Origin of the sequence: Holdemania filiformis, from assembly GCF_003459085.1 — a bacterium.
GTDB lineage: Bacteria > Bacillota_I > Bacilli_A > Erysipelotrichales > Erysipelotrichaceae > Holdemania > Holdemania filiformis.
This window is the reverse complement of record NZ_QRUP01000004.1, coordinates 90,388-116,792: the sequence shown is the minus strand read 5'-3', so window position 1 is coordinate 116,792 and position 26,405 is coordinate 90,388. Positions and strand designations below refer to the sequence as shown.

Annotated in this window: 21 protein-coding genes; 8 read left to right on the top strand and 13 right to left on the bottom strand. The window is 54.0% G+C overall.

The window, feature by feature from the left end:
• Positions 1–37 precede the first annotated feature (37 nt).
• Entirely contained in the window at positions 38–1,435 is a 1,398-nt protein-coding gene (locus DWY25_RS04945; protein WP_117894311.1) for a GNAT family N-acetyltransferase, read from the top strand.
• A 125-nt stretch (positions 1,436–1,560) separates the two neighbouring features.
• On the opposite strand, the gene DWY25_RS04940 is transcribed toward DWY25_RS04945, so the two are convergent.
• Positions 1,561–3,012: a sulfatase family protein gene (locus DWY25_RS04940; protein WP_181981701.1), complete on the bottom strand. Its 1,452-nt coding sequence runs from the start codon at positions 3,010–3,012 to the stop codon at positions 1,561–1,563.
• A 200-nt stretch (positions 3,013–3,212) separates the two neighbouring features.
• Between DWY25_RS04940 and DWY25_RS04935 the strand changes: the two genes are divergently transcribed.
• Positions 3,213–4,097: a LysR family transcriptional regulator gene (locus DWY25_RS04935; RefSeq protein WP_117894309.1), complete on the top strand. Its 885-nt coding sequence runs from the start codon at positions 3,213–3,215 to the stop codon at positions 4,095–4,097.
• A 186-nt stretch (positions 4,098–4,283) separates the two neighbouring features.
• On the opposite strand, the gene DWY25_RS04930 is transcribed toward DWY25_RS04935, so the two are convergent.
• Positions 4,284–5,768, bottom strand: a complete 1,485-nt coding sequence (locus DWY25_RS04930; RefSeq protein ID WP_117894308.1) for an FAD-dependent oxidoreductase — start codon at positions 5,766–5,768, stop codon at positions 4,284–4,286.
• Positions 5,769–5,893: 125 nt separating this feature from the next.
• On the opposite strand from DWY25_RS04930, the gene DWY25_RS04925 reads away from it, so the two are divergent.
• A complete protein-coding gene (locus tag DWY25_RS04925) occupies positions 5,894–7,609 on the top strand; it encodes a cache domain-containing sensor histidine kinase (protein WP_117894307.1) in 1,716 nt (571 codons plus the stop codon).
• The gene (locus DWY25_RS04920; RefSeq protein WP_039863696.1) at positions 7,581–8,354 is read left to right on the top strand and encodes a response regulator transcription factor; all 774 of its coding nucleotides are present in this window, start codon (positions 7,581–7,583) and stop codon (positions 8,352–8,354) included. The genes DWY25_RS04925 and DWY25_RS04920 overlap by 29 nt, the downstream gene beginning before the upstream one ends.
• A gap of 429 nt (positions 8,355–8,783) precedes the next feature.
• Here DWY25_RS04920 and rhaD read toward each other — a convergent pair whose 3' ends face one another.
• From rhaD to DWY25_RS04890, 5 genes are all read right to left on the bottom strand, one after another.
• Positions 8,784–9,614: a rhamnulose-1-phosphate aldolase gene (rhaD, locus tag DWY25_RS04910; protein WP_117894306.1), complete on the bottom strand. Its 831-nt coding sequence runs from the start codon at positions 9,612–9,614 to the stop codon at positions 8,784–8,786.
• Positions 9,611–10,879 carry an L-rhamnose isomerase gene (locus tag DWY25_RS04905; RefSeq protein WP_220412916.1) on the bottom strand — a complete coding sequence of 423 codons (1,269 nt, stop codon included), beginning with the start codon at positions 10,877–10,879 and terminating at the stop codon, positions 9,611–9,613. Before DWY25_RS04905 ends, rhaD begins: the two co-directional genes overlap by 4 nt.
• Positions 10,880–10,955: 76 nt before the next feature.
• The gene (gene rhaM / locus DWY25_RS04900; RefSeq protein WP_006057691.1) at positions 10,956–11,270 is read right to left on the bottom strand and encodes an L-rhamnose mutarotase; all 315 of its coding nucleotides are present in this window, start codon (positions 11,268–11,270) and stop codon (positions 10,956–10,958) included.
• Positions 11,271–11,429: 159 nt separating this feature from the next.
• Positions 11,430–12,221 (bottom strand): nucleoside phosphorylase, encoded by a 792-nt coding sequence (locus tag DWY25_RS04895; protein ID WP_181981700.1) that lies wholly within the window; start codon positions 12,219–12,221, stop codon positions 11,430–11,432.
• Positions 12,208–13,338: an alkaline phosphatase family protein gene (locus tag DWY25_RS04890; protein ID WP_181981699.1), complete on the bottom strand. Its 1,131-nt coding sequence runs from the start codon at positions 13,336–13,338 to the stop codon at positions 12,208–12,210. The genes DWY25_RS04895 and DWY25_RS04890 overlap by 14 nt, the downstream gene beginning before the upstream one ends.
• 217 nt (positions 13,339–13,555) lie before the next feature.
• Between DWY25_RS04890 and DWY25_RS04885 the strand changes: the two genes are divergently transcribed.
• Together DWY25_RS04885 and DWY25_RS17595 are read left to right on the top strand one after the other, a co-directional pair.
• Positions 13,556–14,917, top strand: a complete 1,362-nt coding sequence (locus DWY25_RS04885) for an alanine/glycine:cation symporter family protein (protein ID WP_117894303.1) — start codon at positions 13,556–13,558, stop codon at positions 14,915–14,917.
• Entirely contained in the window at positions 14,892–15,074 is a 183-nt protein-coding gene (locus tag DWY25_RS17595; RefSeq protein ID WP_147336662.1) for a hypothetical protein, read from the top strand. Before DWY25_RS04885 ends, DWY25_RS17595 begins: the two co-directional genes overlap by 26 nt.
• 43 nt (positions 15,075–15,117) lie before the next feature.
• Here DWY25_RS17595 and DWY25_RS04880 read toward each other — a convergent pair whose 3' ends face one another.
• Positions 15,118–15,699 carry a class D sortase gene (locus DWY25_RS04880; RefSeq protein ID WP_117894302.1) on the bottom strand — a complete coding sequence of 194 codons (582 nt, stop codon included), beginning with the start codon at positions 15,697–15,699 and terminating at the stop codon, positions 15,118–15,120.
• A complete protein-coding gene (locus DWY25_RS04875) occupies positions 15,696–19,199 on the bottom strand; it encodes an LPXTG cell wall anchor domain-containing protein (RefSeq protein ID WP_117894301.1) in 3,504 nt (1,167 codons plus the stop codon). Before DWY25_RS04875 ends, DWY25_RS04880 begins: the two co-directional genes overlap by 4 nt.
• Before the next feature lie 125 nt (positions 19,200–19,324).
• On the opposite strand from DWY25_RS04875, the gene DWY25_RS04870 reads away from it, so the two are divergent.
• Positions 19,325–19,918, top strand: coding sequence for a TetR/AcrR family transcriptional regulator (locus tag DWY25_RS04870; protein WP_117894300.1), 594 nt, complete (start codon positions 19,325–19,327; stop codon positions 19,916–19,918).
• A 127-nt stretch (positions 19,919–20,045) separates the two neighbouring features.
• On the opposite strand, the gene DWY25_RS04865 is transcribed toward DWY25_RS04870, so the two are convergent.
• Complete coding sequence (locus DWY25_RS04865; RefSeq protein ID WP_117894299.1) at positions 20,046–21,425, bottom strand: aminopeptidase; 1,380 nt, start codon at positions 21,423–21,425, stop codon at positions 20,046–20,048.
• Between the two features lie 233 nt (positions 21,426–21,658).
• Between DWY25_RS04865 and DWY25_RS04860 the strand changes: the two genes are divergently transcribed.
• Positions 21,659–22,510 carry a VanW family protein gene (locus DWY25_RS04860; RefSeq protein WP_117894298.1) on the top strand — a complete coding sequence of 284 codons (852 nt, stop codon included), beginning with the start codon at positions 21,659–21,661 and terminating at the stop codon, positions 22,508–22,510.
• A 138-nt stretch (positions 22,511–22,648) separates the two neighbouring features.
• On the opposite strand, the gene DWY25_RS04855 is transcribed toward DWY25_RS04860, so the two are convergent.
• The 3 genes from DWY25_RS04855 to DWY25_RS04845 all read right to left on the bottom strand — a co-directional run bounded on the left by DWY25_RS04855 (position 22,649) and on the right by DWY25_RS04845 (position 26,353).
• The gene (locus DWY25_RS04855) at positions 22,649–22,879 is read right to left on the bottom strand and encodes a hypothetical protein (RefSeq protein ID WP_117894297.1); all 231 of its coding nucleotides are present in this window, start codon (positions 22,877–22,879) and stop codon (positions 22,649–22,651) included.
• A 445-nt stretch (positions 22,880–23,324) separates the two neighbouring features.
• Complete coding sequence (locus DWY25_RS04850; protein WP_117894296.1) at positions 23,325–24,638, bottom strand: amidohydrolase; 1,314 nt, start codon at positions 24,636–24,638, stop codon at positions 23,325–23,327.
• On the bottom strand, positions 24,635–26,353 hold the full coding sequence (locus DWY25_RS04845; RefSeq protein WP_244925930.1) for an adenine deaminase C-terminal domain-containing protein: 1,719 nt from the start codon (positions 26,351–26,353) through the stop codon (positions 24,635–24,637). Before DWY25_RS04845 ends, DWY25_RS04850 begins: the two co-directional genes overlap by 4 nt.
• Between the last annotated feature and the right edge of the window lie 52 nt (positions 26,354–26,405).

Here is a 26,405-nt window from a genome sequence, read left to right as displayed (position 1 = left end):
ATGATAGAATGGAAATAACAGCCAAAAGAGGTAGATCATGAAAATCCGTCATAACCCTGCCGGTCAGCGGCAGCAGATTCAAGAGTTCTTCGATTCCAGCCGGCGAATGCTGCGCGTTCCGCGGCAGACCTGCGTCAAGGCGTGCAGCTGGGACGTTTCGGAAGTCGTGCCGAATAAACCCCGGCCGCAATGGGAAATCTTTGCGGCGGAGGATGACGGCGGCCAGATCATCGGTCTTCTGGCGCTCGATCCCCAGCGCTGGCAGATCGATTTGTTGTCGGTCGTTCAGCAGCATCAGGGTGAAGGTGTGTCCAGCGAACTGCTGCACCAGGCCCGCCGCTATGCGAAAAAACATCATCATTTTGAGCTTCAGGTGATCGTCTTACTGGCCTCGCTGCCGTTCTTTCTTAAAGAAGGGTTTACGCTGATGGCCAACGATCATCAGCCGGTTCAGCTGCAGGGGCGCTTCTTCCTGCGCCAGACGCTGCGGCCGCGGTTAGTTCTGGCGGCTGAGCCCTTTGACAACGGCTGGAATGCCCGGGCGTTTACCGAGATCCTGCAGACGTTCATGCCGGTCTCCCAATGCCAGTCGGTTTCCTGTAATTTAAGCGATGGAGCGCAGGGCTATGTCGACGCGCTGATCGGTCAGTCGGTCTGCCGACGGGTTACTCTGCCCTCGGATCCCGCTCTGCCCGCGCATAAAATCAGTTATGCCGTCCGGGGCAACAATGCGATTCTGGAGTTTTCCGAGCTGAACGGACTCTCCGATTCGCGTCTTTACGGCACGATGGTTCTTCATGCCCTGACGCAGGGCTGCCGCCGGTTTTATCTTGTGCTGAGTCCCTTGGGTCCGGAGGACGGCGGATTGAGCATGCTGGAAACGTTAGGCATGAAGTTTATCTTTGACGATCAGGGGGAGATCGTTCAGGCGGACGACCAGGAATTAAAAAAGACGCTGCGCGGCTTAACGTTCATCGCGTTGTGCGATCCCCAGGACTTATACCGGAACACCGTGCCGGCTTCCCCGTTAATCCGCTGGCTGAAGCAAACTTCTGCGGCGGCCGAACCGGGCGCAGCCGCCGGTCACGGACTTGGCTATACGATCCAGGCGCTGCTGCAGGGAAAGTGCCAGGACAGCGTCGCGGCGTTAATGTCGACGATTGGCTTCCGGGAGCGGCTGCGGCACGCGGACGCTTTGCTTTGCTTCCGTCAGAAACCGCTGTCGCCGGCCTCCCCCAGCTCCCTGCCGCAGGCCGCGGCAATCGCACATCATGAGGATATGCTCACGATTTTAGTGACGCCGGCGGAAACCCAAGTTGCCCAGGCCGAGATTCTCGGTTTTGACCAGGTCGTCAAACTGCCGGAGGGGCCGTTAAGCGATCAGGACGTGCAGACGGCGCTGCGGGAAATTCTCAAAGAGCTGAGCCGTTTGTAAGCGGCGCTTAGCTTTATAAGAATAAACGATTGAATGGATTCATTTCGATTTTTGCGATATCAAAACGCGGGTCTTCCCCTTCCGCAAGGAAAGGAGAACCCGCGCTTTTTCATGTTAAAAGAGGATCAAGAATGCGTTATATAATCCTTCGGCACGGCGGTATATGGCGTCAGCCCCTGCTTCAGAATGGCTTCCAGCCCGCCTTTCTCCGCGATCAATTCCCGCTGTGCCCGCATCGAGCGTTCGTTCAGCGCATCGGGATCGCAGATCGTGCGCAGTGCCTGTTCCAGCTCATCAATCACCGGCTGATACACTGGATCCAAAGCCAGGTCGCGCTGTTCTTTCGGATCGCCCTTTAAATCAAAGAGCTGCGGCCGATCGAAACCGGAATAACGGATCAATTTCATGGAATCTCGTTTCAGCATAAAGACGCTGCCGGGAAAACCGGCGGCATGGTATTCGCTGTAGATGCAGCGGTGCGGATCCGTCTGGCCCTGGATCGTCTCGCAAAGCGAAATTCCCGGCAGACTGCGCTCCCGCTCATTCCGCTGCAGACCGGCAAAGTCCAGAAGCGTCGGATACACGTCGATGATCGACACATTGTCAGCGACCCGGTTGCCCGCCGGAATGTCCGGCCCGGCCAGAATCATCGGAATCCGGACCGAACCTTCGTTCATCGTTGATTTGAAGAACAAGCCATGATCACCCGCGGAATCGCCGTGATCGTCCAGATAGACAATCCGCGTCGTATCCTCCAGTCCGGCTTGCCGCAGCGCGTCCAGCACCACCCCGACCTGACTGTCCATAAACGTCACCATCGCGTAATAAGCCGCAATCGCTTTTTGCAGCTGTGCATCGGAAATCAGCCGGCCTTCGATTTCAGTCGTTTCCTTATACCGCCGCAGGGCCGGATGCAGCCGGGACGGATCATGCCAGGCGGGATCGATGGGGAATTGATCGAACGGTTCATAGAGCTTCAGAAATTCTTCCGGGGCTTTCAGCGGATAATGGGGCGTCGTGAATCCGACGTACAGACACCACGGATGATCGGACGGTGCTTCCGTTTTCAGATAGTCTGCCGCCGCCTGCGCAATCGTCCGGTCGTAATGCAGATAATCTGAATCCCCGGCGCCTGCAGCCTGGATTTGTTCGCGCAGTTTGGACGTTGTGCCGTCGGATTGCCGGCAGGCGGTCATCAGATCGCCCAATCCGCCTTTGACGTTCATCGGGATCCGCTGACCCGGGAATACCGCCTCGCTGGCATCCTGAAAATGCAGCTTGCCGATGGCCGTCACGTCCACACCCGTCGCTTTCAGCCGGTGGCCCCACGAAGGCTGCTTCCCGGCATAAGGATGTGCGTTGTCCCAATAGCCGCCGCAGAACGGATAATTGCCGGTGGCCAAAGCCGCGCGGGCAGGAACACAGATCGGCGTCGCGGTATAGGCGTTTTCAAAAACAGTGCCGCGGGCTGCCAAAGCGTCAAGATTGGGTGTGACGACTACAGCATTGCCGTAACAGCCGGTGATTTCCGGATTGTGCTGATCGCAGCATAAAATTAATGTATTCATAGCTTTCATCGTGGATTCCTCCTGTTTTGATTCCATTATAGAGCTTGAGAGAGCTTTTGAATAATACTATAATTAAATCAAGTTTATAGTGAATTTACTATGATTCATCTGGTTGAGCTTCGCATCGGCCGGAATTCAAGAATCTTGAAATCCAGGTAAGAAATGGGATTGCAGATCGAAGAAAAACAGCGGATTAAGGAGGAATCATCATGACCCTGCGTCATTTCCGGATTTTTATCGCCGTGGCGGAAAATGAAAGCATCACCCAGGCCGCCCAGCAGCTGGCCGTGTCCCAGCCCACGGTCAGCGTCGCGATCCGCGAGCTGGAGGAACATTACGGTGTCCGTTTCTTTGAGCGGATGAATCAGCGGCTGAAAATCACCGCGGACGGGCTTGCGTTGCTGACCTATGCTCAGCATCTGGTGCAGCTGCTCGAGGAGATCGATCAGAGTTTCCGCCAGCCGCAGGGCGGAACCACGCTGCGGATCGGCGGCAGCGTCAATGCCGGGGTTTCACTGCTGCCACGGTGGGTGCGTTTATTCCAGGATCACCATCCGGAAATCGAAGTCCAGGTTCAGATCCATACCACGGAATTTCTAGAACGTCAGCTGCTGGACAATGAATTGGACCTGGCGGTGGCCGGCGGGCCGGTGCATTCCGCCTTTCTGCTAACCCAGCCGCTGATTCGAGAAAAACAGGAAGTGGTCTGCGGCTGCAGATATCCGTTAGCCCACCAGGAAATCACGCTGCGGCAGCTGGCCGCGCATCCGCTGTTGTTCCGGCAGCGGCGCAGCGGCGCGTTTGAAGTCCTTCAATCCGCCCTGGCGCAGGCCGGTCTGTCTGTGCAGCCGCGGTGGGAAAGTTCTTCGCTTGAAGCACTGCTGGAAGCTGCGCGGCAAAACCTCGGGGTCACGATCCTGCCTCAGCCGCTGGCCCGGCGGGAGATCGAAGCCCGGCGCTTAGCCCCGGTGATCGTCAGCGATTTCTGTTTTGAAAATTCGCTGTCGCTGCTCTGGCATAAACAAAAATACAAAACTTCGGCGATGCTCAAATTTATCAGGCTGGCGGAAACACTGGCGCAGGATGAAAGCTGAGAACAACGTTAGGATCCGCACGTTTCTGTTTTATGGATGCCTTGGTTCTGGGCAGTGCTTTGATCAAGGAGCGGAAGAATAACAGATAAAAGCCCCGCAGCTTTCATTTCTGAAAGTACGGGGCTTTTGATTTCCTTGATCACCGGTTTTCTTTTCAGAAAATACCGGCTGAACTTAAATTTCTGCTTATTTGTTCGCTGCCGCGTTAGCGCCTGCGATCCGGCCGAAGACCATGATATCCGCAATCGCATCGGAGCCTAAACGGTTGGTGCCGTGGATGCCGCCGGTCACTTCGCCAGCCGCATACAGATTTTCGATGACGTTGCCCTCAACGTTGACTACCTGAGCTTCCGGATTAATCTTGATGCCGCCCATCGTGTGGTGGATTGCCGGGATCGACTTCATGATATAGTAAGGACCTTCGCCGAAAGCGATCAGATCGCCGCGCTTGTTGAATTCCTCATCCTTGCCCTTTTCGCAGTATTCGTTATACTTCGCAACTGTGGCTTTCAGATTTTCCGCGTCGATGCCGAAATGCGCCGCCGCTTCTTCAATCGTGTCAGCTTTCACCAACATGCCGCGTTCAATCAGATCATCATATTCGTTCTGATGCTGCTCGCGGACGCCGGAAGCGACCATCGAAGCTTCATCCCAGAACAGATACGAGAAGCCGTCGGTGGTTTCCGTGACCGCTTTGGAGATGACGTCACGGCGTTCCAGTTCCTCAACGAACCGCTTGCCTTCCAGGTTGACTAAGATCGCACGGCCGTCCAGACGGACATCGCCGACATACAATAAGCGCCCGGTTTCCGCATCGCAGGTCGGATAGGTCTGGATCCATTCCATGTCGACCAGCTTCGCGCCGATCGCTTCCGCCATCGTGATGCCGTCGCCCGTCGATCCGACGCTGTTGGTGGACAGGATTTTTTCATCCATCATCGGGTTGTACTGCTTGCGCATTTCCAGATTGGAGCCAAAGCCGCCGGTAGCGATGATCACGCCGTTGTGAGCGGTGTAGGTCAGAGTCTGGCCGTCATGCTGCGCTTCGACGCCGATCACTTTGCCTGCTTCGTCCTGGATCAGTTTGGTTGCCGGCGTATCGGTCTGGATTTCGATGCCCAGCTCGTCGCATTTGGCCTTTAACTTCTGAATCGGTTCTACGCCGCTGGCGTTCAGCGGAACCAGACTGCGCTTGACAGAATGACCGCCGAAGAATAACATATTATCCTCGAACTGAACATGCACGTCGTCGCGCAGCCATTCCGCAGCGCTCAGAGCATTTTCAGCCAGAACCCGGACGACTTCCGGATCCGCGATATTGTCGCCGCCCTTCATGATGTCTTCATAGAACAGATCGACGGAATCCTCGATCCCTTCCTTTTCCTGCAGCCAGTTGCCCGGAGCGGCCATTTCCGCACCGGAGATCAGCGTGTTGCCGCCGACCATCGGCATTTTTTCCAGCACGAGAACGCTCGCACCGTTTTCCTTCGCGGTGATCGCCGCCGCCATGCCGGCTCCGCCGGCGCCCAAGACGATTACGTCTGCTTCGGTATTGACGTCCGCGGTTTTCGGTTCGTCGCTGGTCTTCGGCTGTTCCGCAGGCTTCTGCGAACAGGCGGTCAGGCTCAGTGCCATAACGCCCGCTAACGCCAAAAGAGTTACTTTCTTCATTTCTTTTTCCTCCCTTTGACAACATCACTTATTTGTGATTACATTAGCATTATAGCCCGGCAGGACTTGTTTGTATTTGCACAAATTTTCGGAAATTTGTACTTTATCAACCTGAGGTGATCCCCATGAAATTTAAAACCCGAATGATCGTCACGTTCAGCGCGCTGATCACCGCCGCCTTCGCGGTGCTGATGAGCCTTGTGTACCTGACCGTTTCCCACGCCAATCAGCAGCTGGTCTCCTCCACCAGCGTCCAGCTGTTCGATGCCAAAGCCCGCGAAGCCGGCGACTGGCTGGCCCAGCGTGTCAGCGAACTGGAAATCATCGCGCTCAGCCCGGCGGTGCAGTCGATGGACTTTGACAACATCCGGCCGTTTGTCGAAACGCTCAACGCCGACGTCGGACAGCGCTATGGCAATCAATGGGGCACCTTCGCCATCGGCATGCGCGATGGGATCGGCTGGGTAGCCCAGGATAAGACGATCGACGTATCCGGCCGCGATTATTTTGAACGCGCGATGACCGGCAATGAACCGTTTATTCTGAGCGAACCGGTCACCTCCAAGACCGACAACGCCCCGATCGCCCTGATCTGTTATCCGCTGCGTAAAGACGGCGTGCCGTATGGTTTTATCAACGGTGCGATCGCGCTCAACCGGCTGACGGAGCTGGCGCAGGGGATTGATTTCTATGACGGGGTATCGTGGATTATGGACAGCGAGGGACGCAACTACACCGTGCTGCCGGAAGCGCTGAGCAGCGCGAAGCTGGCGCAGTTCGCCGAGCATCTGAAAATGGATCCGCCGGTATCCACCCGTTATGTCTCGGACGGCAGTTCGTTTTTCTACTTCACGCCGATTCCGATGACGGAGGATTGGTTTTTGTGCACGCAGGTGCCGCGTTCCGTCTTAATGCAGAACACCTATTCTTTATTAGGCACGCTGGCGATGGTGTGGATCGTCTTGTTAGGTGTGACGATCTTCGCGGCGATCCTGCTTTCCCGCACGATCAGCCGGCCGCTGGCTCAGCTGTGCGCCACCATGGACCAGGCCAGAACCGGCGATCTGAGCATCCGGGCAGAAGAACGGGGCGGCGATGAAATCGCGACGCTGGCCCGCTCCTTCAACAAGCTGACGGCCCAGATCCAGCGGCTGATGAACCAGCTGATCGATCAGGAAAAAGCAAAACGGCGGGCCGAGCTGCGGATCTTGCAAGCTCAGATCAACCCGCACTTTCTCTACAACACGCTTGATATGCTGCACTGGATGGCTTACGATCACAACGACGAAGACATGCTTCAGCTGATCAGCACGTTATCCAGCTTTTACCGGATTTCCCTGAGCCGCGGCGACGAGTTCATCCCTCTGCCGCGCGAGCTGGATCACGTCCGGTATTATCTGGAAATACAGAAAATGCGGTTTGCGGATCAGTTTGATTTTACGATTGAAGCTTCGCCTGAAACGCAATCGTTGTTAATGTTGAAGCTGCTGCTGCAGCCGCTGGCGGAAAACGCGGTTGCGCATGGCATCAAGCCGTGCCCGCATCCGTGTACGCTGTCGATTCAGGCGCGCCGCCGCGGCGCGGACGTGGAAATTAAGGTCAGCGACAACGGTGTGGGAATGGACTGCGAAACGCTCGGCCAGCTGCGCCGGGCGTTCGACACGGGAAAAAGCAGTCTGGGCTTCGGCCTGGTCAACGTCCACCAGCGGATTCGTTTAACCTATGGCAAGGACTACGGACTGACGCTGAACAGCGCGAGCGGACAGGGCACGGTGGTTACGGTGCGGATTCCGGCAATTGAGGAGGATCATGATGTGGAAAATATTGATTTGCGACGATGAAGCGATGACCCGGCGGGGCCTGACCAAGATGATCGGCCACTGCCGAAAGGATATGGAAGTGGTGGGCGCCGCGGCCCAGGGAGAGGAAGCGTGTGCGATGATCGAACAGCTGCGGCCGTCGATCGTTTTCATGGATATCAACATGCCGTTAGTCAGCGGACTGGAAGTCATTGAGCGCTATCACGAGGATCCGCGGCTTCGGTTTGTGATCATCTCCGGTTACAGCGACTTTGAATACGCGCAGAAAGCGTGCCGCTACCATGTCGTCGATTACTTGCTGAAGCCGGTCACCGAGGAACAGCTCAGCGCCGTGCTGGATCGCTGCGCGGCGATGCTCCAGCAGGAGATCACAACCTCCCGGATCGTGGTCCCGCAGCATCAGGATCGCCGGATGATCACGCAGGTGCTGCAGGAAATCGATCGCCGGGCGACGGACAGCGAGTTTTCGCTCAATCAGCTCTCCGAACAATTTCACGTTTCTGCATCCTACCTGTCGCGGATCATCAAAGAAGAAGTCAACTGTACGTTCAGCGAACTGATCAACGAAAAACGACTGACGAAGGCGCGGACGATGCTGCTGAGCCCGGAGCCGTATCTGATGTGGGAAATCGCCGAACAGTGTGGCTTCACGTCGCAGCATTATTTCTGCCGGGTATTCAAAAACCGCTTTGGTCTCAGTCCCCAGCAATGCCGCCAGATGATGAAGGAAGAAAAACAAACATCGGAGGATTCCCGTCATGAATGAGCTTGAAAAAGCTCGTGTTTTCTCCACGAATCACAAAGCACAGTGACTTCAGGATCAACGCTGCGGATGTTTCTGTTGTCTTGTCATTTTTGATCCCCGGGAAATTACAGTATGGATTGATGATCCGGCAGGGACAGCCGTTTGTCCTTATTGCGGCATGGATTCCGTTATCGGCGAAGCCTCCGGTTATCCGATTACCCATAAGTTTTTACAAAGAATGCGGAAATATTATTTCTGAGATCCAGGCTTAATTCTTACGATTCGCAAAATGATAAAGGGAACGAACATTCAAGATCCTTCATCCGATCGTTGACGTCCGTTCCCTTTTTTCATTACTTCCTTGTTTCTTATTTCAATATTTTTTGTGAAATCTGACTCCGAAAACTTCATTTAAATTTATTCCTGAAATTTGATCCGCCGGACAGCCGCTCAGTCATTTTGATGCAGCGCCTGGGGGTTCAGCGTGACGTGAAAATCCTCGGCCAGCGCGATGAAATCCGGCGTTGTGATCGTCTGCTGCTTATGCGGAGTAACGGAAAGCACCTTGATCAAAATCTCGGCGGACTTCTCGATCGTGTGCATCAGGCCAAACGTTTCATCAAAATCGGTTCCTGAACAGAACAAGCCGTGGTGCGCCCAGACAACGGCGTTCACCTGCTCCATCTGCACGCTCGTGGCCTCGGCGATCGCCCGGCCGCCGGGCACCATCCACTTCACCACGCCTAACCCCTCTGGAAACACAACCGGACATTCCGTCGCCATTTCCCACAGCTCGCGCGTAAAAACCGCGGGATCCAAAGGCAGGATAAACGTCAGAGCGATCAGGTTGGCCGGATGGGCGTGATAGATCACACGGTGTTTCCCCTGCGTGACGCGTTTTTTCACCTCATGATTCATAAGATGCGTCGGCAGCTCGCTAGTCGGTCTTCCGCCTTCGGTCAACCCCCAGACAATCCGATACTGCGTGCCGTCGGCACTGATCTCAATGATCGCCAGATTGGCGGCCGGATTCAGCTCGACGTTGCGCATATATTTGCCGCTTCCCGTCACGGCGAAGAACTCGCCGGCCAACCCCGGCACCTTCGCTGTGATCGGCTGCCAGGGCTGATCAAAGCTCAGCTGACCGCGAATCGCCTCAAGCTCGGTCTGCGGAATGCGGTACGACAGATTGCCGCCGTTGCGCTCGTGCCAGCCTTGCCGGAAACCGTCGCCGCACATCCGAATCATACCCTGCATCCAGGGTGTTTCTAAACATTTCATACTTGCTCCTCTTCCTCTCGTTTTGCCAGTACACGGCATTCATAGTCCTGTACTTCCTTCAGCCATTCCGACTCGCCCGGAACGCCCTGACGTTGACAGAATACATCCCAGACTGCTCCCAGCGGCGCCATTTTCAGCTGTTCCTGCAGCGCCATCAGCTCAGTGAAACGGCGCTGTCTTTGCAGTTCGGCCAGCGTTGCCTGCGGTGTTAACAGGGCGTTGAGCAGCGCTTTCTGAACGCTGCGCACGCCGATCACCCAGGCCGCGATGCGGTTGATGCTGGCATCAAAATAATCGGTCGCAATGCGGATCCGGCGAACGTCGCTGCGGATGATTTCCTGAGCGATCTGCCGCGTTTCATCGTCATACAGCACGACGTGATCGCTGTCCCAGCGCACCGGCCGGCTGATATGCAGCGCCAGCTCGTCGCTGAACAACAACATCGATGAAATTTTATCGCTGATCGTTTCCGTAGGATGGTAATGTCCGGAATCCAACAGGCAAAGCAGCTGGTTCCGCGCGGCGTAGTTCATGTAAAATTCGTGCGAGCCGACGGTGTAGCTTTCGATCCCGATGCCGAACACCTTCGATTCCACGGCGACCTTCACCTTCGAACGGTCATAATCCAGCGTCAGGATCTGATCGAGCGAAGCTTTTAAGCGGGCGCGTGGAGACGTCCGGTCCGCCGGAATATCCTTTAATCCGTCGGGAATCCAGATGTTGACCAGACTTGTGTCTTCAAGCTGATCCGCGAAGGCTTCAGCGATTTTGATGCAGGCCTGACAATGGCGGATCCAGAACTGCCGGATCGCTTCATCTTCGCTGGAAAGGGTCGCAGCCTCCGCCAGCGGATGTCCGAACAGCGTCGGATTGAAGTCCAGCCCCAGTCCGTTTTCCTTCGCGAAATCGATCCACGGCTGAAAATGCTCCGGCTTGAGCTGATCGCGGTCCACTTTTTGACCAGGCTCAAACACGGCATAGCTGGCATGCAGATTCAGCCGGTGCTGTCCGGGGATCAAGCGCAGCGCCGTTTCAATATCCTGCTTCAGCTGCGTAAAATTCCGCGCGCGGCCGGGATAATTGCCGGTCGCCTGAATGCCGCCGGAAACCGCTCCGGCACCGTCGAAGCCGATCACATCGTCGCCTTGCCAACAATGAATCGAGATGGGAATTCCGGCAAGCGTGTTCAGCGCCGCTTCCACATCGACTCCCAGAAGCGCGTAATCCGCAGCCGCCAGCTGAAATCTTTCTGATGAAGCCATCATATTCTTTCCTCCTTATGAAAAGTATTGGGATCAGAAATCAGGACGTTCCGTCATGCTCTGATCCTCTCTTTTCCCGCTATTTCAAATAAAACACTGGGATTAAGTCCACGCTGACCGGACTGTTGTCGGGGTTCGTTTCCATCAGTTCTGCCATTGAATCCCACCATTTCCGGCAGATTTCCGTCTGGGCCGAAGCCGCCCAGCGTTCCTCGTCCTCAATCTGCAGCACTGCGAACAACGTCAATGTTTCCGGATCGAGAAAAATCGAATAGTCATGCCCGCCGTAGTCATGGATCATCTGCTTCATCTGCGGCCACAGCTCATCATGCCGCCGTTTGTACTCTGCTTCCTTGCCAGGGTATAATTTCATTTTAAACGCTTTGCGAATCATCGTGCCATCCCCTTTCCGCGCATCTTTGCACGCCTTATTTTCCAGTTTCAGTATAGCAGAAATCGGGCGGGAAAAACGAAAAGCTTCGCTGTTTTCCAGGAAAAACAACGAAGCGGTAAAAAGACAGGTTGACGGAACAGGATTTTGTTAGCCCCCAGTTCAGATTTCTTTCCCCAGCTGCACGCCGGCCTGAATGATCTGATCGATGTAGCGTTTTCTGACCTCCGCGAAGTTTACGCTGCCCCAGCTCCAGCCAGTGTTGGTTTCAGGCAGCGGATGACCATCCGACGCCAACAACATCGCCGCGGCCGGGATGCCGTAAACCGCGCAGACCTGAAGCAGGGCGGCAGCTTCCATGTCGACCCCGGCACAGCCCCGCGCGCGCCAGGCGGCTTCCTTGTTCATCGTCTGACGATACACCGCATCGGTGGTCACGGTATCCAAAGCTTTGACCGGCAGCGCTTTCGCCATCGCCTGACGCAGAAAAGCGCACAGCGCCGGATCTGTCCCCGCCCATTCGCAGTTTTCCACATAGTGTCTGGACGTACCTTCCTCGCTGTAAATCCGCGTCGGAATCAGAACGTCCCCCACCTGTGCCCGGGGATCGAAAACACCGCACAAGCCGGCGACGATCACCTTCTTTACGCCGAGTGCCAGCACAGTTTCCAGCGTATCGACCGCCGCCGGCGCGCCATAGCCGCCTTTCGTAAAGCAAACATGCGGAGCATCCCGCAATCTCAGACACGGCGGATTATCCAGAAAACAGGGCAGATGTTCGCTGATCACCTCACAGGGGTAATCCTGACGCAGCTGATCGAGCGCCCGCCCCATTTCAAACAGCACGCACACCTCCGGCAGAACCGGCGGCACTGAGGTGCCATGGCTGCTTTTCACATGCCGCTGGGCCGTGATCACCGCTTCACTGCGGTCTTCCGGATCAAACCAATGCATCCGGATCCTCTGTTTCATGTCCGGCCAGAATGACCGGAATCATCATTTCCTCCACGCCTAAACCCGCGTGCTGCCCCTTAAACGGCGGCTTCCCGTTTTCCCACAGCCCCAGGCAGCTGGAACCGATCGCGACCGCGAACACATCGCCGAGGAATTCCCGCGTCCGCGGATGGATTGGACCCGGACCGAACAGGCCTTCGTCCAGCCAGGTTTGCGAAGGTTTCAACAGGAACCGGCCAGCATATTTCCGTTCAAACTTTTCCGTGAACTCCGCCAGCCGGCCATCCTTCACAAAAAACGCCGTGCCGCGCGGTTCCACCGTCGGGCCGAAACGCAGGCAGTCCAACAGCTCAGGCTCCTCTTTCAGGTTGATGTTGTCGACGTCGACCTGTCCATGATCGGCGATGATGATCAAACCGGTCCTTGGATCCAGCTGGCTGGCCAGCCTGCGGCAGCATTCGTCGATCTGCTTCAGTTCTTCCGCACACGCTGGATCCGAGGGGCCTTTCACATGCATCAGGGAATCGAAGTGGTCCCAATAGGCGTAGATGAACTGCGCGTCCTGAGCCTGGCTGTGCGCGGCAATCTGACCGCACAATTCATCGAAGCTGTGCGCCCCGCCTTCACGGAAAGCCGGATACAGCTCCAGCGCCGTTTTCCCCATCCGGGTCAGCTCATCCTTCTGATTCAAAAACGGGATATGCGTATACGAGTAATCAGGATAGCTTCGCTCTCCGTAATAGCTGCGGTTCATGAACAGAATCAAGGAGTCGTCCAGTTCCTTAAAATATTGATGCCAGCCGATCCAGCCGTTTTCCGCCGGGGATTTCCCGCTGAGCACGCTGGTCGTCGCAGCCGAGGTGGTCGAAGGATACACCGTCGTCACTTCCTTGAGCTGATGCGTCCGCAGAAAGCTGTCCTTTTCCAGTTTGGTTTCCAACAGCCGGGAACCCATCCCGTCGATCAACAGCACAACGATCTGATTCCATTGTTGTTCGGCCAGCCAGGCGCTCACCTGCGGATCCGCCGGGTGATGAACACTTAATCCAAGCTCCTTCCGCCAGGCATTGATGACGCCTAAGATTCCTCCGCGGTAATCGGGTTTGATCAGTTCCATTTCCTTAAGCCTCCTTTTCTTCGATGTCGTCCGCCGGCTTGCGTTCAACGAGTCATCTGACGCTGAACCCAAGAAAAACCCAGCTTCTCTGTCCTTCATTTTACCCAATCCGCAGCCAAAGGACAAAGGTTTTACGCTTAAAATTACCGCTTCCCGGTAAATTTTACTTTCCGATTCCATCCCCGCGAGGTAAAATAAACCGGTGAGGGATTGAATTATGGAATTATTAAATGAGATTTTTAGTCAGTTCAACGCGGTATTATGGGGACCGCCGTTGATTCTTCTGCTTTTAGGCACGCATCTGTGGATGACGATCCGCACCCGCGGCGTGCAGCGCTGGGTTTTCAAAGGGATTAAATTGTCGGTCACGCCGGATAAAACCGAAGGGGATATCAGTCCGTTCGCGGCCCTGACAACGGCGCTGGCGTCGACGATCGGCACCGGCAACATCATCGGCGTAGCGACCGCGATTGTTTCCGGCGGTCCGGGCGCAGTGCTGTGGACATGGCTGACCGGATTGTTCGGCATCGCCACCAAATACGCGGAAAGTCTGATCGCCGTCAAATACCGCCGCAAAACGGAAGATGGCACCTACCTGGGCGGCGCGATGGTCGTCCTGGAAAAAATCGGCCATCCCAAGCTCGGCGTGGCGTTCGCGTTGTTGACGGGATTGGCGGCGTTCGGCATCGGCTGCAGCGTACAGTCCAACGCAATTGCCGACGCGCTGGTTACCAATTTTAATTTCAACGCTTCGCTGGTCGGTCTGATCCTGGCGGCGGTGACGTTCCTCGTCATCTTCGGCGGCGTTAAATCCATCGCCAACGTGTGTGAAAAGCTCGTTCCGTTCATGTCGTTATTTTATACGCTGGGCTGCTTCTATATTCTGTATTATAACCGGGCGTATCTGCTTCCGGCGATTGAGCTGATCGTGCAGGCGGCGTTCACACCCCGGGCGATGGCCGGTGGGTTTATCGGCAGCACGATCATAACAGCCTGCCGGTATGGCTGCGCACGGGGCTTGTTCTCGAATGAATCCGGGATGGGCTCGGCGCCGATTGTCGCCGCTGCCGCGCAGTCGCGCAATCCGGTTCGGCAGGCGCTGATTTCCTCGACCGGCACGTTCTGGGATACCGTTGTCGTCTGTCTGATCACCGGCCTGGTGCTCGTTTCCAGCATCATCGCCAACCCGGCGATCTCTACGATCGGCCTGGAGGGCGGTGAACTGACGACCCTGTGCTTTGCGCAGATTCCCGTTATCGGCACGCCGCTGTTGATCTTCGGCATTCTGACGTTCGCCTACTCGACGATTCTGGGCTGGAGTTATTATGGCGAGCGGTGTATGGAATATCTGTTCGGCAAGAGGATCCTGAAGCCGTACCGTGTTTTATGGATCGTTGTGCTGTATCTGGGCTGTACGATGAAGCTCGATCTGGTCTGGACGATTGCGGACACGCTGAACGGACTGATGGCGATTCCGAATCTGATCGCCGTGCTGCTTCTGACCCGCGTGATCGTCAAGGATACACGGTATTATCTGGATGAAGGACACCTGGATGAAACCGATCCGGAAATGGAATGATCAGAATAAACTACAACAATCTCCTATCGATGAGCGAAACGTTGATAATCCTGCAAGGGATTTTAGCGTTTCGCTTTTCTATTTATGCAAATCAGCTTCTAAACAACGATTAAAAAAAGTTCTTCTTCCACTTTATCCGCAGGAAAAAGAACTTTAAACTTTGAAAGGCCGGCAGCGATTCGATCGGACTGACAGTTTTATTATTCCTCACTTTTCAACCGGGCCTGGACGACGAAACGGTGCGTCGGTTCAACGGCCGAGCTGCATGTGATCAGCGTCAGCTGTCCCGTCCCGTCGCTCAGCAGCACTGAATCGTCCTGCGGCGTTACGGTCAGCGTTTGATAGACTTCATAGACAAGCGGACGGCCGCCGTGCTCGAGAATGACTTCATCGCCGATCGCGATCGAAGGCAGATCGTGAAAGAACCCGCCTACGACATTGCGGTGACCGGCGATCACGCAGTTGCCCGCACTTCCCGGATCTCCGGTGTTCTCCATGTGCCCCAGGCTGAATTTCAGCGTATCTGCCGCGGTCCCTTCACATACCGCTTCTTCTAAATTCAGCGACGGGATCCGCAGCAGCGCCGGCCCCTCCGCAAAGGAAAAACTATCCTCGGTGAATTCTGCCGCCTGGGCTTCTTCCATCCGCTGCGTTATAACAGCGCGAGTCTGGGCAATCAGCGCTTTCCGTTGGTTCAGTTCCAGAATCCGGTTGCCCAGCGTCAGGGAAACGAGGAGAATCCCCGTTCCCATCAGAATCAGTCCAAAGATTTTCCGTTTCATGAATGGCGGCGCTTTTTCAAGGTCAGCGCCAATCCCGCAGCGATCAGAACGAAACCGCCAGCCAGCGCCAGCACAAACTCCCGATCCCCGGTGTACGGCAGAACTGCAGCCGGAGTGGAGGGTGTTGAATTTTCAGGTTCCGATGGATCCGGAGCTGGCGGTGCCGGGTGTTTCTGGTTGACGACCGCGTGCATTTCCTGTCCGCTTCTCTGTTCCTTCAGCGCGCTGGAAACCCCATCGGCATCCACCGTGACTTCATACAATTCTTCGGTTTTATCATACCTCTGCGGGGCGCTCAATTCCGCGATTACATACGTCTGGTCTAAATCCAGATCCTTGAAATGAACTTGGCCCTGATCATCGCTGGCAGCCTGAGAAAGCTGAGTCGTTTCATCCATTACGCCGGCATCGTTTTTATAAATCGCAAAGAGCGCGCCGGAGACCGGCTTGCCATACTGATCTTGTTTCAGAAAAGCAACCTCCCCGCGCAGCCGCGCGTCGCTGACCTTCATCGTCTGGATTGTGCCGGCTTTCGCGGTCATCGTGACCGGATATTCCGCGGTATCAAGCACAAAGCCCTGCGGCGCACTCAGTTCCTTTACCGTGTATTCGTTTTCGCCCGCCTTTGTTTTCAAGGCGGTGAACATTACTTTTCCCGCATTATCCGTAATGGCCTTCTGCATTAAGTACTGTTCACCCGCGGTATTCTTCGCATACAGTCCATACTCGGCTCCTACAACCGGCGTATCGTCGTCAATCGCGGTTTTTGTCAATTCCAGACTGGCGCGGCCGGGAATCCGTGTCGCGGAGCCCGCCGAATACTTGGATTGGAATTGAATCGCGTCGTTGTTCGCCAGACCGCTGCTTTGATTTCCCATACTTGCCTGGTTGGACAACGCAAACTCCCCTTTGGAAGCAATGTTGACAAAGGCTGAGTAACACAGGACATAGGAACCGTTGAGATCCAATGTTGACGGCAGCGTAAACACTGCCTGATTGCCATTGACCTGAACGGCGGTTCCTTCAATCGTATTCGTTTCCTTGAAATCGCCGTTGGTTTGAATTTCAGTTTGCTTTAAAACAACGCTTTCCGGATCCAGAAGTAATTCTTCACTCATCGTATCGGTAATGACGAGACCATCCGGACAAACCGCACTGAGATCTGCCCCGGCCTGGTTAATTTTGATCGTGTAGTCTACGGTGTACTGATCGCTGTGGACGACACTTGATTTATCAAACGCTGTATTCGCGATCTCAAGCTTGGCTGTATGACTGACCGGCTGACCTTCCTGCTTTTCCAAAACGGCAGTATTGGTCAGCGCTAATAAGGCGTTAGCGTCGCTGGACGTATTGGATTGATCGAACCGGAAGCCTTCCGGCAGATTTTTCGCGTTCACGTCCAACTTTGTTCTGAAAGTCAGCGTGACCTGTTCATGAAGCGTGCCCAGCTCGATCTGAAGTTCGTTCTTCTCGATTACTGGTGTCATCGGAACGTCTTTGTTTTGTGAAGCATACCGGACAGTCAGACTGTTTTCCACATACCGCAAATACTCCGGCAGCGCATCCTTGACCCGAACATCCGTCAGCTCGGTGCCGTTTTGATTAACGACGATCTTCCAGCGGATTTCATGCGTCTGATAGTCATAGCCTTCAGCGCTCTTTTGAAGCACCGTGCTGGAAAACTGCGGCTGCGCAAAAGCGGTCAGCATCGGAATCGCATCCGAGCCGAAGGCCACCTTGTTATGGAATTTCATCTTCGCGTTATCCGCGTAGAACAGCGGATCGGTCGCTTCTGTTTCATACTGGAACACAATCATTTCGTTAAAGGTATTCGTTTCGCCGGCGGCATTGGCGATCAGGACTTCATAATCCTGCGTCGCCGCGGTTGTCTTATCGGCCAGCGGCTGGATCGTGATCGTATATCCGGTTTTCGGTGTGATCACTTCGGGGTTGCCAATATATTTCTGATTGGTTGTGGTCAGCGTATCTGTGATCGTGCCGTTTTTGACGTCCAGAAGATTCTTATTCAGCGTCACCGTCCAGGTAATCCGGCGTGTTGCGGCATTGTAGCTCGCGGATTTCTCAACGACGCTGGTCGGCAGTTTGTGGTTTTTTTCAATGACCGGTGTACCGTAAGGGCGGACAGGTTCCGGGCCTGCGCCATCGGGATCCCAGTTGATCTCCAGCCATGCCTTGTTTTTCAGATTCGTATTGACATTCTGCGCCGTCAGATCGAGATCGAAGTGCGTGAGATAGGTGATCACGTATTCAGCTTCCTGCGGATGATCGATCGTCAGCAGCTTCTGATCACCGCCGCTTCGCCCGTCAAAGGTTGGATTCAGCGTAACCCCGGAAGGAACTGAAGTCCCGTTGACCATCACATTGGCATCCGCCGGGTTAAAGCTCAAGCGATCTTCCAGTTCGTCATAAATTGTGATCGATTCCAACGGCAGCGACTGGGTGTGAACGACGAGCTTCCACGTCATGGTCTTGTTGACAAGATCGTAGTTTTCACCGGTTTTCATCAGCCAGCTTTCACCCTTGAGCAGCACCTCGCCCTGCGCCTCGGACAGTTTTGTGGAACCGTCCGGCTGCCAGAGCTGAGCTGTGTTGGTTACTTTCATCCCTTGAGAAGGGTCCGCCAGCTGCCCATCATCTCCGACAAACACCGCGGAAGAGGGCATCGTCCTGTATGTGATGAATCCTTCCTGACTTAACGGCTGATCCAGCGTGACCCGCAGCGTCTGCCCGTCAACCTGAACCGCAGGATGGGTTTCCCGGTCTCCAACCTTCAGCGTCAGCGAGTTTTCAACATAAGTTTGTTTGTCCGTCAGTTCATCGCAAAACAGAAACCCTGTCGTATACTGCAGAGCGTTCTGATCCTCGTCAAACGGCGCGATCTGCTTGCTTAACGAAACCGTCCAGGCAATCGTTCCGGTCTTCTCATAAACGCCGCTTTTCCCGGTGACCGCGGGATCCTTGATGGCATTGTCCGTGATTTTCAAACGCACTGTGTGATCTGCTACCAGGCCAATTGCCGCTTCCTGGCGGCCGTCAATTTCGTCCATAGCCAACCTGGCCCCAAACTCAAACTTCATTTCATAAATCGGCAGTTCGCCCAGCTCTTGTTCAAACGTCAGTTTGATCTGATCCTTTCGCGCTCCGGCAGTAATCCGCGCTATCGTTTGTCCGCCGATCTTGATTTCCTGATTCAGAGCCGGATGGTTATTTTCAAGATACTCCGGGATTGCGATGTCCCACTCGCTGCCCGGAAGATTCATAGATTCGTCCAAGGGTTTCAGTGTATAGCGTAAAACCAGCTCATCCGCCGCAGCGACGCTGTCCCCGTTGTTTAACGCTGAATCTCCGCGCAGGAGTTCAACATTTTCAATGAATTCCGCTCCGTCCCCCGCGGTTTCTGCGGATACAGACGCCGGAATCATTTCCAGCGGCAGCGCGCAAAGTCCAATGCAGCATAAGATTTGCAGTAACTTCCTCATTCTTTTTCTCCTCAATCGTTATTGAGCAATCGCTCAATAAAAAGTTTATCACAGAGACTTGAACAGTTAACTTTAAAATATAGTTTTTAATCGCATTTTTCAGTAAAATCATCTATACTAAAGCCATGAGAAAACAAACGATCGACGCAGGCCAGATATTAGAAATTACAATCGCCCAGACCGCCCGGGAAGGACTGGAAAATTTGTCCACACGCAGAATCGCGAAGGAATGCGGAATCAGCGAGGGCAGTATCTTTCATTACTTTCATAGTAAGCCGGAGCTGTTAGCGGCATGTTTTTATCATGTCGACAGACAGGTGGATGCGCAGCTGAAACAAGTGGACATTAAATTATTTTCATTGCGGCGGAACATCCGTGAGCTTTGGTTTTTATATTTCGGTTATTTCGCGTCCCATGGTGATCACGCTAAATTCTACTCTCAATTTCGTCATTCCTCATTCTATACCCGCGACGTCATGCGTGGTCAGACGGAGTCCTTTGCGTTTTTTAATCACTTCGTTGAACTGAACAAAAGTGCGATTTTAATCCGATCCGAGGTTTTCTGGGAGTTTGTCATCGATACCACGCTGAATTTAGCCGTCAATGTCGCCGACGGCAAATTTCCGGACAGTCCGAAAGACCGCGAGCGCTATTTCACCTTGATTGCCAAAGGCATGGGCGGTGTGCTGTCGCCGGGAAAATCATGGGCTGAAAAATAAATTCCGCATTTCTTTTCACACAAAAGATTCCCCATTGGTATAAGAAAAAACCGGTTTGCCTTCGTTCCGCCGTCTTCGCGGAGCTTGGATAAACCGGTTTTATTTCAGTTTTAAAGTCCCCTCTCGCTTACGCTTTCTTTAAGAACGCAACATAAGCGCGGTAAGCTTCATAGACGTCCGCTTTGGAAACGATTTCCCAAGGCGCATGCATGTTCTGCACGGCGATGCCGGCGTCGATGACTTCCATATTGTAATTAGCCAGAATGTAGGCGATGGTTCCGCCGCCGCCCTGATCGACGCGGCCCAGTTCAGCGGTCTGGAACATGACGTCTTCCTCATCCATGATCCGGCGCAGCTCGGCAATGAATTCCGGATTGGCGTCATTGCATCCGCTCTTGCCGCGGGATCCGGTATATTTGTTAAAGACGATTCCCTTGCCTAAAAACGCCGTATTCTTCATTTCATTGACCGACGGATAATTCGGATCGTAGCCGGCGCTGACGTCGCTGCTTAACATCTTACTGTTCTGCAGGGCGCGGCGAACTTTCAGCTCGCTGTAATCACCCATTGCATTCAGGATTTCCGCGACCGTGTTCTCAAAGAAATGCGAGTGCATGCCGCTGGCGCCATTGCTTCCGACTTCTTCTTTGTCAACTAACAGGCAGACGCTGGTGCGCTGCGGATTTTCCATGGCGAAGGTCGCCAGAGCCGAAGTATAGGCGCAGACGCGGTCGTCATGGCCATAGCCTAAAACCAAACTGCGGTCCAGACCGTAATCGCGCGCCTTCCCTGCCGGCACCACTTCGATTTCCGCGGACAGGAAATCATCTTCCTCAATGTTGTATTTTTCTTTTAACAGCGCCAGAATCGCTTTCTTGACCGGCTCTTTTTCTTCTTCGCCGCCCTCGGCCGGAATGCTTCCGACCAGCACATTCAAGTCTTCGCCTTCCACGACCTTCGCGCCGGTCTTCTGCATCTGATCGGCGGAAAGATGGACTAACAGATCGCTGATGCCGACAACCGGATCGTTTTCGTCCTCGCCGATGTTCAATTCAATCCGCGTGCCGTCCTTCTTGAAGACGACGCCGTGCAGCGCCATCGGATGAGCGACCCACTGATATTTTTTAATTCCACCGTAGTAATGCGTATCCAGCAGCGTCAGTCCCTGATCCTCATAGATCGGATGCTGCTTCAGATCGAGGCGCGGGGAATCAATGTGCGCCCCGACGATGTTCATGCCCGCTTCCAGCGGTTCGCTACCGATCACGAATAACGCGATATCCTTATCCTTATTGACGGCATACAATTTGTCGCCAGCCTGGATTTTGGCGTCGGCCGCCAGGACTTCATTCAGATCCCGGTAGCCATTTTCTTCAGCCAGCCGGACTGTTTCCCGCACGCATTCGCGTTCCGTTTTGCATACGGAAATAAAATGCTTATACGCTTCGTTGAAGGCAAACAAGGCTTCCCGCTGTTCGCCCTGCGTCTTATTCCATACAGTTTTCATAATACTTAAAACCCTCCTGTGTATTATTATAAACAAACTGCCGCAGGACACAAGCAGAAAACCTGGTTTTCTTACATTGACATTTGTCAATATTGCTGATAGGATATCGTTAGTAGAGATGAACTCAGAAAAATCACCGTTTTCTCCTTCGGAAAACTCGAAGATTCACCTCCGTTTTCATAGCTTCAAAGTTATAAAACAGCACATCAGGGAAAGGAACAGGGAAACTCAGTATGCAGCGGTTACATTTATATCAGCTTGGTCCGCGGGCTTACGCATTGTCGCGGAAAAAAGAAATTCTCAAACGAAAATTTCAAGACCAAATTCATCAGATTCACTTTGCCCAAACGCGCAGCGAAGCCTTACTGCCCATTGTTGTTAACCGGCATAATTCGCTGATCCGGCGAAAGCTGGGCGACGTCGATCAGCGGCTGCAGGAAAACAAGGCGGTCAATCTGTCCCTGGCCGCTCCCAAACTCACGCATTTACTGATCCGGCCGGGTGAAACCTTTTCGTTCTGGCATTGCGTTGGCGAATGCACAGCGGAAAAGGGATATCGGGAAGGTCTGACGATTTCCGGCAATCACCCTTCCTCCGGCATCGGCGGCGGTATGTGCCAGATGACCAATCTGATCCACTGGATGGTGCTGCACAGCTCCTTAACGATCACCGAGCATCACCACCACGGCCGGTTTGATCTGTTTCCTGATTTCGGCCGTCAGGTGCCGTTTGGAACGGGGACTTCTATCGTTTATAACTATCTGGATTACCGGGTGGAAAACCGCACGTCCGATACGTTTCAGCTTGTGATTGAAACGAATGAGCGTTATCTGTGCGGCGAGCTGCGCTGCGATCATCCGCAGCCGCTGAAATATCATATCTACGAACAGGACAGCGGCTTCACCTGGGAAAAGGACGGTGCTTACCGGCATAACATCGTGCGGCGCAAAGCGATCAACAAAGCCAGCGGGGAAGTGGCGTTTGATCAGGAACTGATTGTCAACCACGCCAGGGTGATGTACGATCCCAAACTGATTGATTCTGCTTTATTCCGCGAGTCCGGGTTTTGGAATCAAAAGCAATAAGTAAGTTAAAAGAACGAGTTTTCGAGAAATTCATTTTCTGTGGAATTTTTCTTTTTCCGCTTTCAAAAGTGAAACTTAACTTTTCAGTTGACCGTGATAAAAAACTTATAAGAAGTTTTGAAATAACTCAAGAATGGCCTATACTAAGGGTGTAGGGACGCTTGAGAAAGCGATACCCATCGTTCGCTTTCTCTTCATTGAAGGGAAGCGGTGGATAGATAAGTGCCGGTTATCCTTGCGACGGAATGCGGCACTTTTTTTGAGTTCTATAATTTTTAAGATGTAGTCCAGGCTGGTTGTCAGAAGCTGGGCAACCGCCAGAATGTCCCTTATCGTTAAAGAAGACAAAAGTTCCATGAAGAAATTCATAGAAAGCCCCTCCTTTCCAGAGCTGAGAAAACAAGCTCGAAAAACAAGTGAATCAAAAGAATGATCCATCCCGGACGGGCAGCCGCTTTGTCAAAGACCCTACTTCTTTAATATTGCGCAAAATTCAAAAAAGCCTCCTGAGAAAATGGAAAAAGTAAAATTACTTTGGAGTTTTAGTAAAACTCTGCAGAATCAGGCTCTGATTCCCGGATAATTTAAAACTGGGTATTCATTGGTAAAGTCGGTACTTTTTTGAGCCTCGGCAGACAATAAACTTAGGAAATTAGAAATTCTTAACTTGAATAATGCGCAGGTTGAATAAAAAAGAAAACCTCAGATTTTCCGGTTCTCCAGAATCTCCGAGGTCTTTTCTTTTTATTCGCTGAAGATCAGCGCTCTCATTCGTAATAACTTTCAGATCAATTAAGTTTATAGTTAAGTTTGTTTACAGATCCTCGCTCCGGCGCAGCGCTTCAGCCTTGAAGAACTGCATCTTCGCTTCCAGATCTTCCCGTAGGCAGCGCAGATCCTGACGGACCAGCTGCTTATGCTTCACCGTCTGCACGCCGTTGATCCAGACTGAATCCACATTGCCCGCATGAGCGCTGTAAACCAGAGCGGAGAATGGATCGTAGATCGGGAACATGTTGGCGGACTGCGTTTCCACCAGCACAAGATCCGCTTTTTTCCCCGGCGTTAACGAACCGATCTGATCGTCCAGATTTAATACCCGGGCTCCGTCGATCGTCGCCAGCGGCAGAATTTCCTTCGCCGGAAACAACGCTCGGTCATGATTCGCCGTCTTGTGCGCCTTGCCAATTAACGGCAGCTGCGCGAACAAATCCAGCGTGTTGCCGCTGGAAGCGCCGTCTGTTCCCAACCCAACCGGGATGTGATGGGCAACCATCTTCTTCAAGGGCGCAATCCCTTTGCCCGCTTTCATATTCGAACCGATGCAGTGCGCGATCCGACAGCCATATTTCGCCATCAGCGCCAGATCCTGATCGTTGACGTGAATGCAGTGCGCCGCAACCAGATGCGGGCTTAACAAACCGATCGACTCCAGATATTCGATCGGCGTCTGATTCCGCTCTTTGCGGAAGGTTTCCATCTCATAATCCATTTCCGCCGTATGCAGCGAAAGCAGCACGTCGCAGCGCTCCGCGATCGCCTGAGCTTGCTTTAAGACTTCAGCGCTGTTGGTATTGGTCGCATGCGGGCCGATCGCCGGCGTGATCAGCGGATGCCGGCCTTTCCATTCCTGAATAAACCGCTCACCGAGCGCCAGTCCGCCATACGAGGCGTCGCTGTCGCAGTTGGCAAAGTCGACGATCGTCTCCGCCAGCACCGCGCGCATGTTCATCTCGACCATCGCTTCCGCCAGCGCGTCCTCAAAATAATACATGTCGAACACCGTCGTCACGCCGCCCAGCATCATTTCCGCCGCCGCGTAGCGGGCCGAAGCCTGCGCCAGCTCGCGCGTCATCGCTGCGTTTTCCAACGGAAACAGAAACCGCCGCAGCCGATCCGGGCAATCATCGCCCAGAGAACGGAACGGGATCATCCCCAGATGACAATGCGTATTCACCATCCCGGGCAGAAGCAGGCCCCCCTGCCCGTCGATCACTTCATCCACATGCACGCTGAAATCATTCAGCGCCAAAATGGTATCGTCTTCCCAGACCAGACAGCCGTTTTCAAAAACACGATTGGTCTCATCTGTCGTGACCAGCGTCACATTCTCGATCCGGACTCTCATGCGTGTTCCTCTTTGATCAGCGGAATGAATTCCAGCGTTTTGCCGATCAACAATCCTTTATCCGTCAGCTTGACCTCCGGCGATACCGGCAAGGACAGCGTCGCAAACGACATCACTGCATTGTGATGAACATACCCCAGCTGATCCTCCATTGCCGCGCGCACCGCCTCGATCTGCCCGGCCAGTTCCGCCAGCGGCTGATCGGAAACAATGCCCCCGACCTGCAATGAAGCGCAGGCCGTGATCTTCTCATCGACACAGACACAGTAGCCGCCCTGGATCGCAAGCAGATGATTGGCCGCCGCAACCATGTCCGGAACATTGGAGCCCATGACAATCAGATTGTGATGATCATGCGCCCAGGAGGATGCAACCGCGCCGTTTTTCTGAATTCCCCCGGTCGTAAACGCCAGCGCGATCTGTCCGCCCTTGCCATAGCGCTCGATGCAGGCCATCAGCGCCAGCCCGCGGTTCTGCCACTGAACAACGCCGTTTTCCACCGGCAGCTCCGCAGTCGTCAGCCGCGTAAATGTTGCCCGCGGATTAATTTCGATGACCTGCGCAGTCACCGACTTCGCCGACGGGGAAACCCGGACGAGTAAATCGTCTTCCGTCAAGGGCCTATGATGCAGTGAATGGTAAAATTCCGGCGGGAAGGAAACCGGCTTTTCCGCAATCGCGTAGCCGCTTTGCGGTTCGCTGACCAGAACGCCGTTTTTATAGACCTGATGCACGGTCCAGTCTTCCAGACTGTCCAGCAGCACGAAATCCGCGATTTTCCCCGGAGCGATCACGCCGCGGTCGTCCAGATGCATCCGCCGGGCAGAGGTGAAGGTGCTGCAGTAAATGGCCTTTTCCATCGGCAGGCCACAGCGGACGGCGGAAAGCAAAACTTGGTTAAGATGGCCGTGCAGGAAATGATCCGGCATCACATCGTCGGTCACCAGACTGAAATATTCGTAGAATTGATGCTCCATCAATGTCCGGATCGTGTCTTCATGGATCGATTTGCCCTGCATTTCCAAGTACATGCCGTTGGTGATTTTCTCAACGATGCTTTCCGGAGTTTGCTGAGTATGATCGGCATTGACGCCGGATGCGATGAACTTCGCCAGATCCGCCCCGCTGATCTTCGGGCAATGCCCCTCTAACGGCAGCAGCGGCCGTTTCTTTTTGCACAGCGCAACGATCTGACGGATCAATGTGTCTTCCTCACTGACCAGCTCCTTGAAGTTCATGACTTCGCCCAGGCAGCGGATCTGCGGATTGTCCAGCAGCTTGTCCACTTCTTCTAAGCCGATCACGCCGCCGGTTGTTTCGCAATCCGGATTAGTCGACGGAACGGAAGAGGGAATTCCATAGAAAATATCCATGACCGGCTCGCTGGCCATGAACGCTTCGATGCCCGCCAGCCCGAACACGTTGGCGATCTCATGCGGATCGGCGACCACCGTCGTGACGCCGAAGGACAGCGCCTGCCGGGAAAATTCGGTCGGAATGGTCATCGAGCTTTCGACATGCATGTGGATGTCGATCAAGCCGGGAATCATCCAGCGCCCCCGGGCGTCGATTTCCTGATCCACGGGACGGCATTGTTCCTCTTCAGTTTCCTGCAGCTGCGCGAACTGTCCGTCGCGGATCAGCACGCTTTTTTCCTCAAATGTCTGCGTATAGCTGTTGAACACACGGGCGTTGCGGATTCTCATTGTACTCATGCGGTTTTCTCCTTTCACCTCTGATTTGAAACAGGGCAGGACCCGTGTTGGA

What these genes read in the sequence shown, in the direction of transcription:
- DWY25_RS04920 (WP_039863696.1), top strand. Translation starts at nt 7,581, where the DNA reads ATGTGGAAAATATTGATTTGCGACGATGAAGCGATGACCCGGCGGGGC.
- DWY25_RS04850 (WP_117894296.1), bottom strand. Translation starts at nt 24,638, where the DNA reads ATGAGAGTCCGGATCGAGAATGTGACGCTGGTCACGACAGATGAGACC.
- DWY25_RS04845 (WP_244925930.1), bottom strand. Translation starts at nt 26,353, where the DNA reads ATGAGTACAATGAGAATCCGCAACGCCCGTGTGTTCAACAGCTATACG.
- DWY25_RS04865 (WP_117894299.1), bottom strand. Translation starts at nt 21,425, where the DNA reads ATGAAAACTGTATGGAATAAGACGCAGGGCGAACAGCGGGAAGCCTTG.
- DWY25_RS04925 (WP_117894307.1), top strand. Translation starts at nt 5,894, where the DNA reads ATGAAATTTAAAACCCGAATGATCGTCACGTTCAGCGCGCTGATCACC.
- DWY25_RS04935 (WP_117894309.1), top strand. Translation starts at nt 3,213, where the DNA reads ATGACCCTGCGTCATTTCCGGATTTTTATCGCCGTGGCGGAAAATGAA.
- DWY25_RS04940 (WP_181981701.1), bottom strand. Translation starts at nt 3,012, where the DNA reads ATGAAAGCTATGAATACATTAATTTTATGCTGCGATCAGCACAATCCG.
- rhaD (WP_117894306.1), bottom strand. Translation starts at nt 9,614, where the DNA reads ATGAAATGTTTAGAAACACCCTGGATGCAGGGTATGATTCGGATGTGC.
- DWY25_RS04880 (WP_117894302.1), bottom strand. Translation starts at nt 15,699, where the DNA reads ATGAAACGGAAAATCTTTGGACTGATTCTGATGGGAACGGGGATTCTC.
- DWY25_RS04905 (WP_220412916.1), bottom strand. Translation starts at nt 10,879, where the DNA reads ATGATGGCTTCATCAGAAAGATTTCAGCTGGCGGCTGCGGATTACGCG.
- DWY25_RS04930 (WP_117894308.1), bottom strand. Translation starts at nt 5,768, where the DNA reads ATGAAGAAAGTAACTCTTTTGGCGTTAGCGGGCGTTATGGCACTGAGC.
- DWY25_RS04885 (WP_117894303.1), top strand. Translation starts at nt 13,556, where the DNA reads ATGGAATTATTAAATGAGATTTTTAGTCAGTTCAACGCGGTATTATGG.
- DWY25_RS04895 (WP_181981700.1), bottom strand. Translation starts at nt 12,221, where the DNA reads ATGCATTGGTTTGATCCGGAAGACCGCAGTGAAGCGGTGATCACGGCC.
- DWY25_RS17595 (WP_147336662.1), top strand. Translation starts at nt 14,892, where the DNA reads ATGAAACCGATCCGGAAATGGAATGATCAGAATAAACTACAACAATCT.
- DWY25_RS04870 (WP_117894300.1), top strand. Translation starts at nt 19,325, where the DNA reads ATGAGAAAACAAACGATCGACGCAGGCCAGATATTAGAAATTACAATC.
- DWY25_RS04855 (WP_117894297.1), bottom strand. Translation starts at nt 22,879, where the DNA reads ATGAATTTCTTCATGGAACTTTTGTCTTCTTTAACGATAAGGGACATT.
- DWY25_RS04860 (WP_117894298.1), top strand. Translation starts at nt 21,659, where the DNA reads ATGCAGCGGTTACATTTATATCAGCTTGGTCCGCGGGCTTACGCATTG.
- DWY25_RS04875 (WP_117894301.1), bottom strand. Translation starts at nt 19,199, where the DNA reads ATGAGGAAGTTACTGCAAATCTTATGCTGCATTGGACTTTGCGCGCTG.
- rhaM (WP_006057691.1), bottom strand. Translation starts at nt 11,270, where the DNA reads ATGATTCGCAAAGCGTTTAAAATGAAATTATACCCTGGCAAGGAAGCA.
- DWY25_RS04945 (WP_117894311.1), top strand. Translation starts at nt 38, where the DNA reads ATGAAAATCCGTCATAACCCTGCCGGTCAGCGGCAGCAGATTCAAGAG.
- DWY25_RS04890 (WP_181981699.1), bottom strand. Translation starts at nt 13,338, where the DNA reads ATGGAACTGATCAAACCCGATTACCGCGGAGGAATCTTAGGCGTCATC.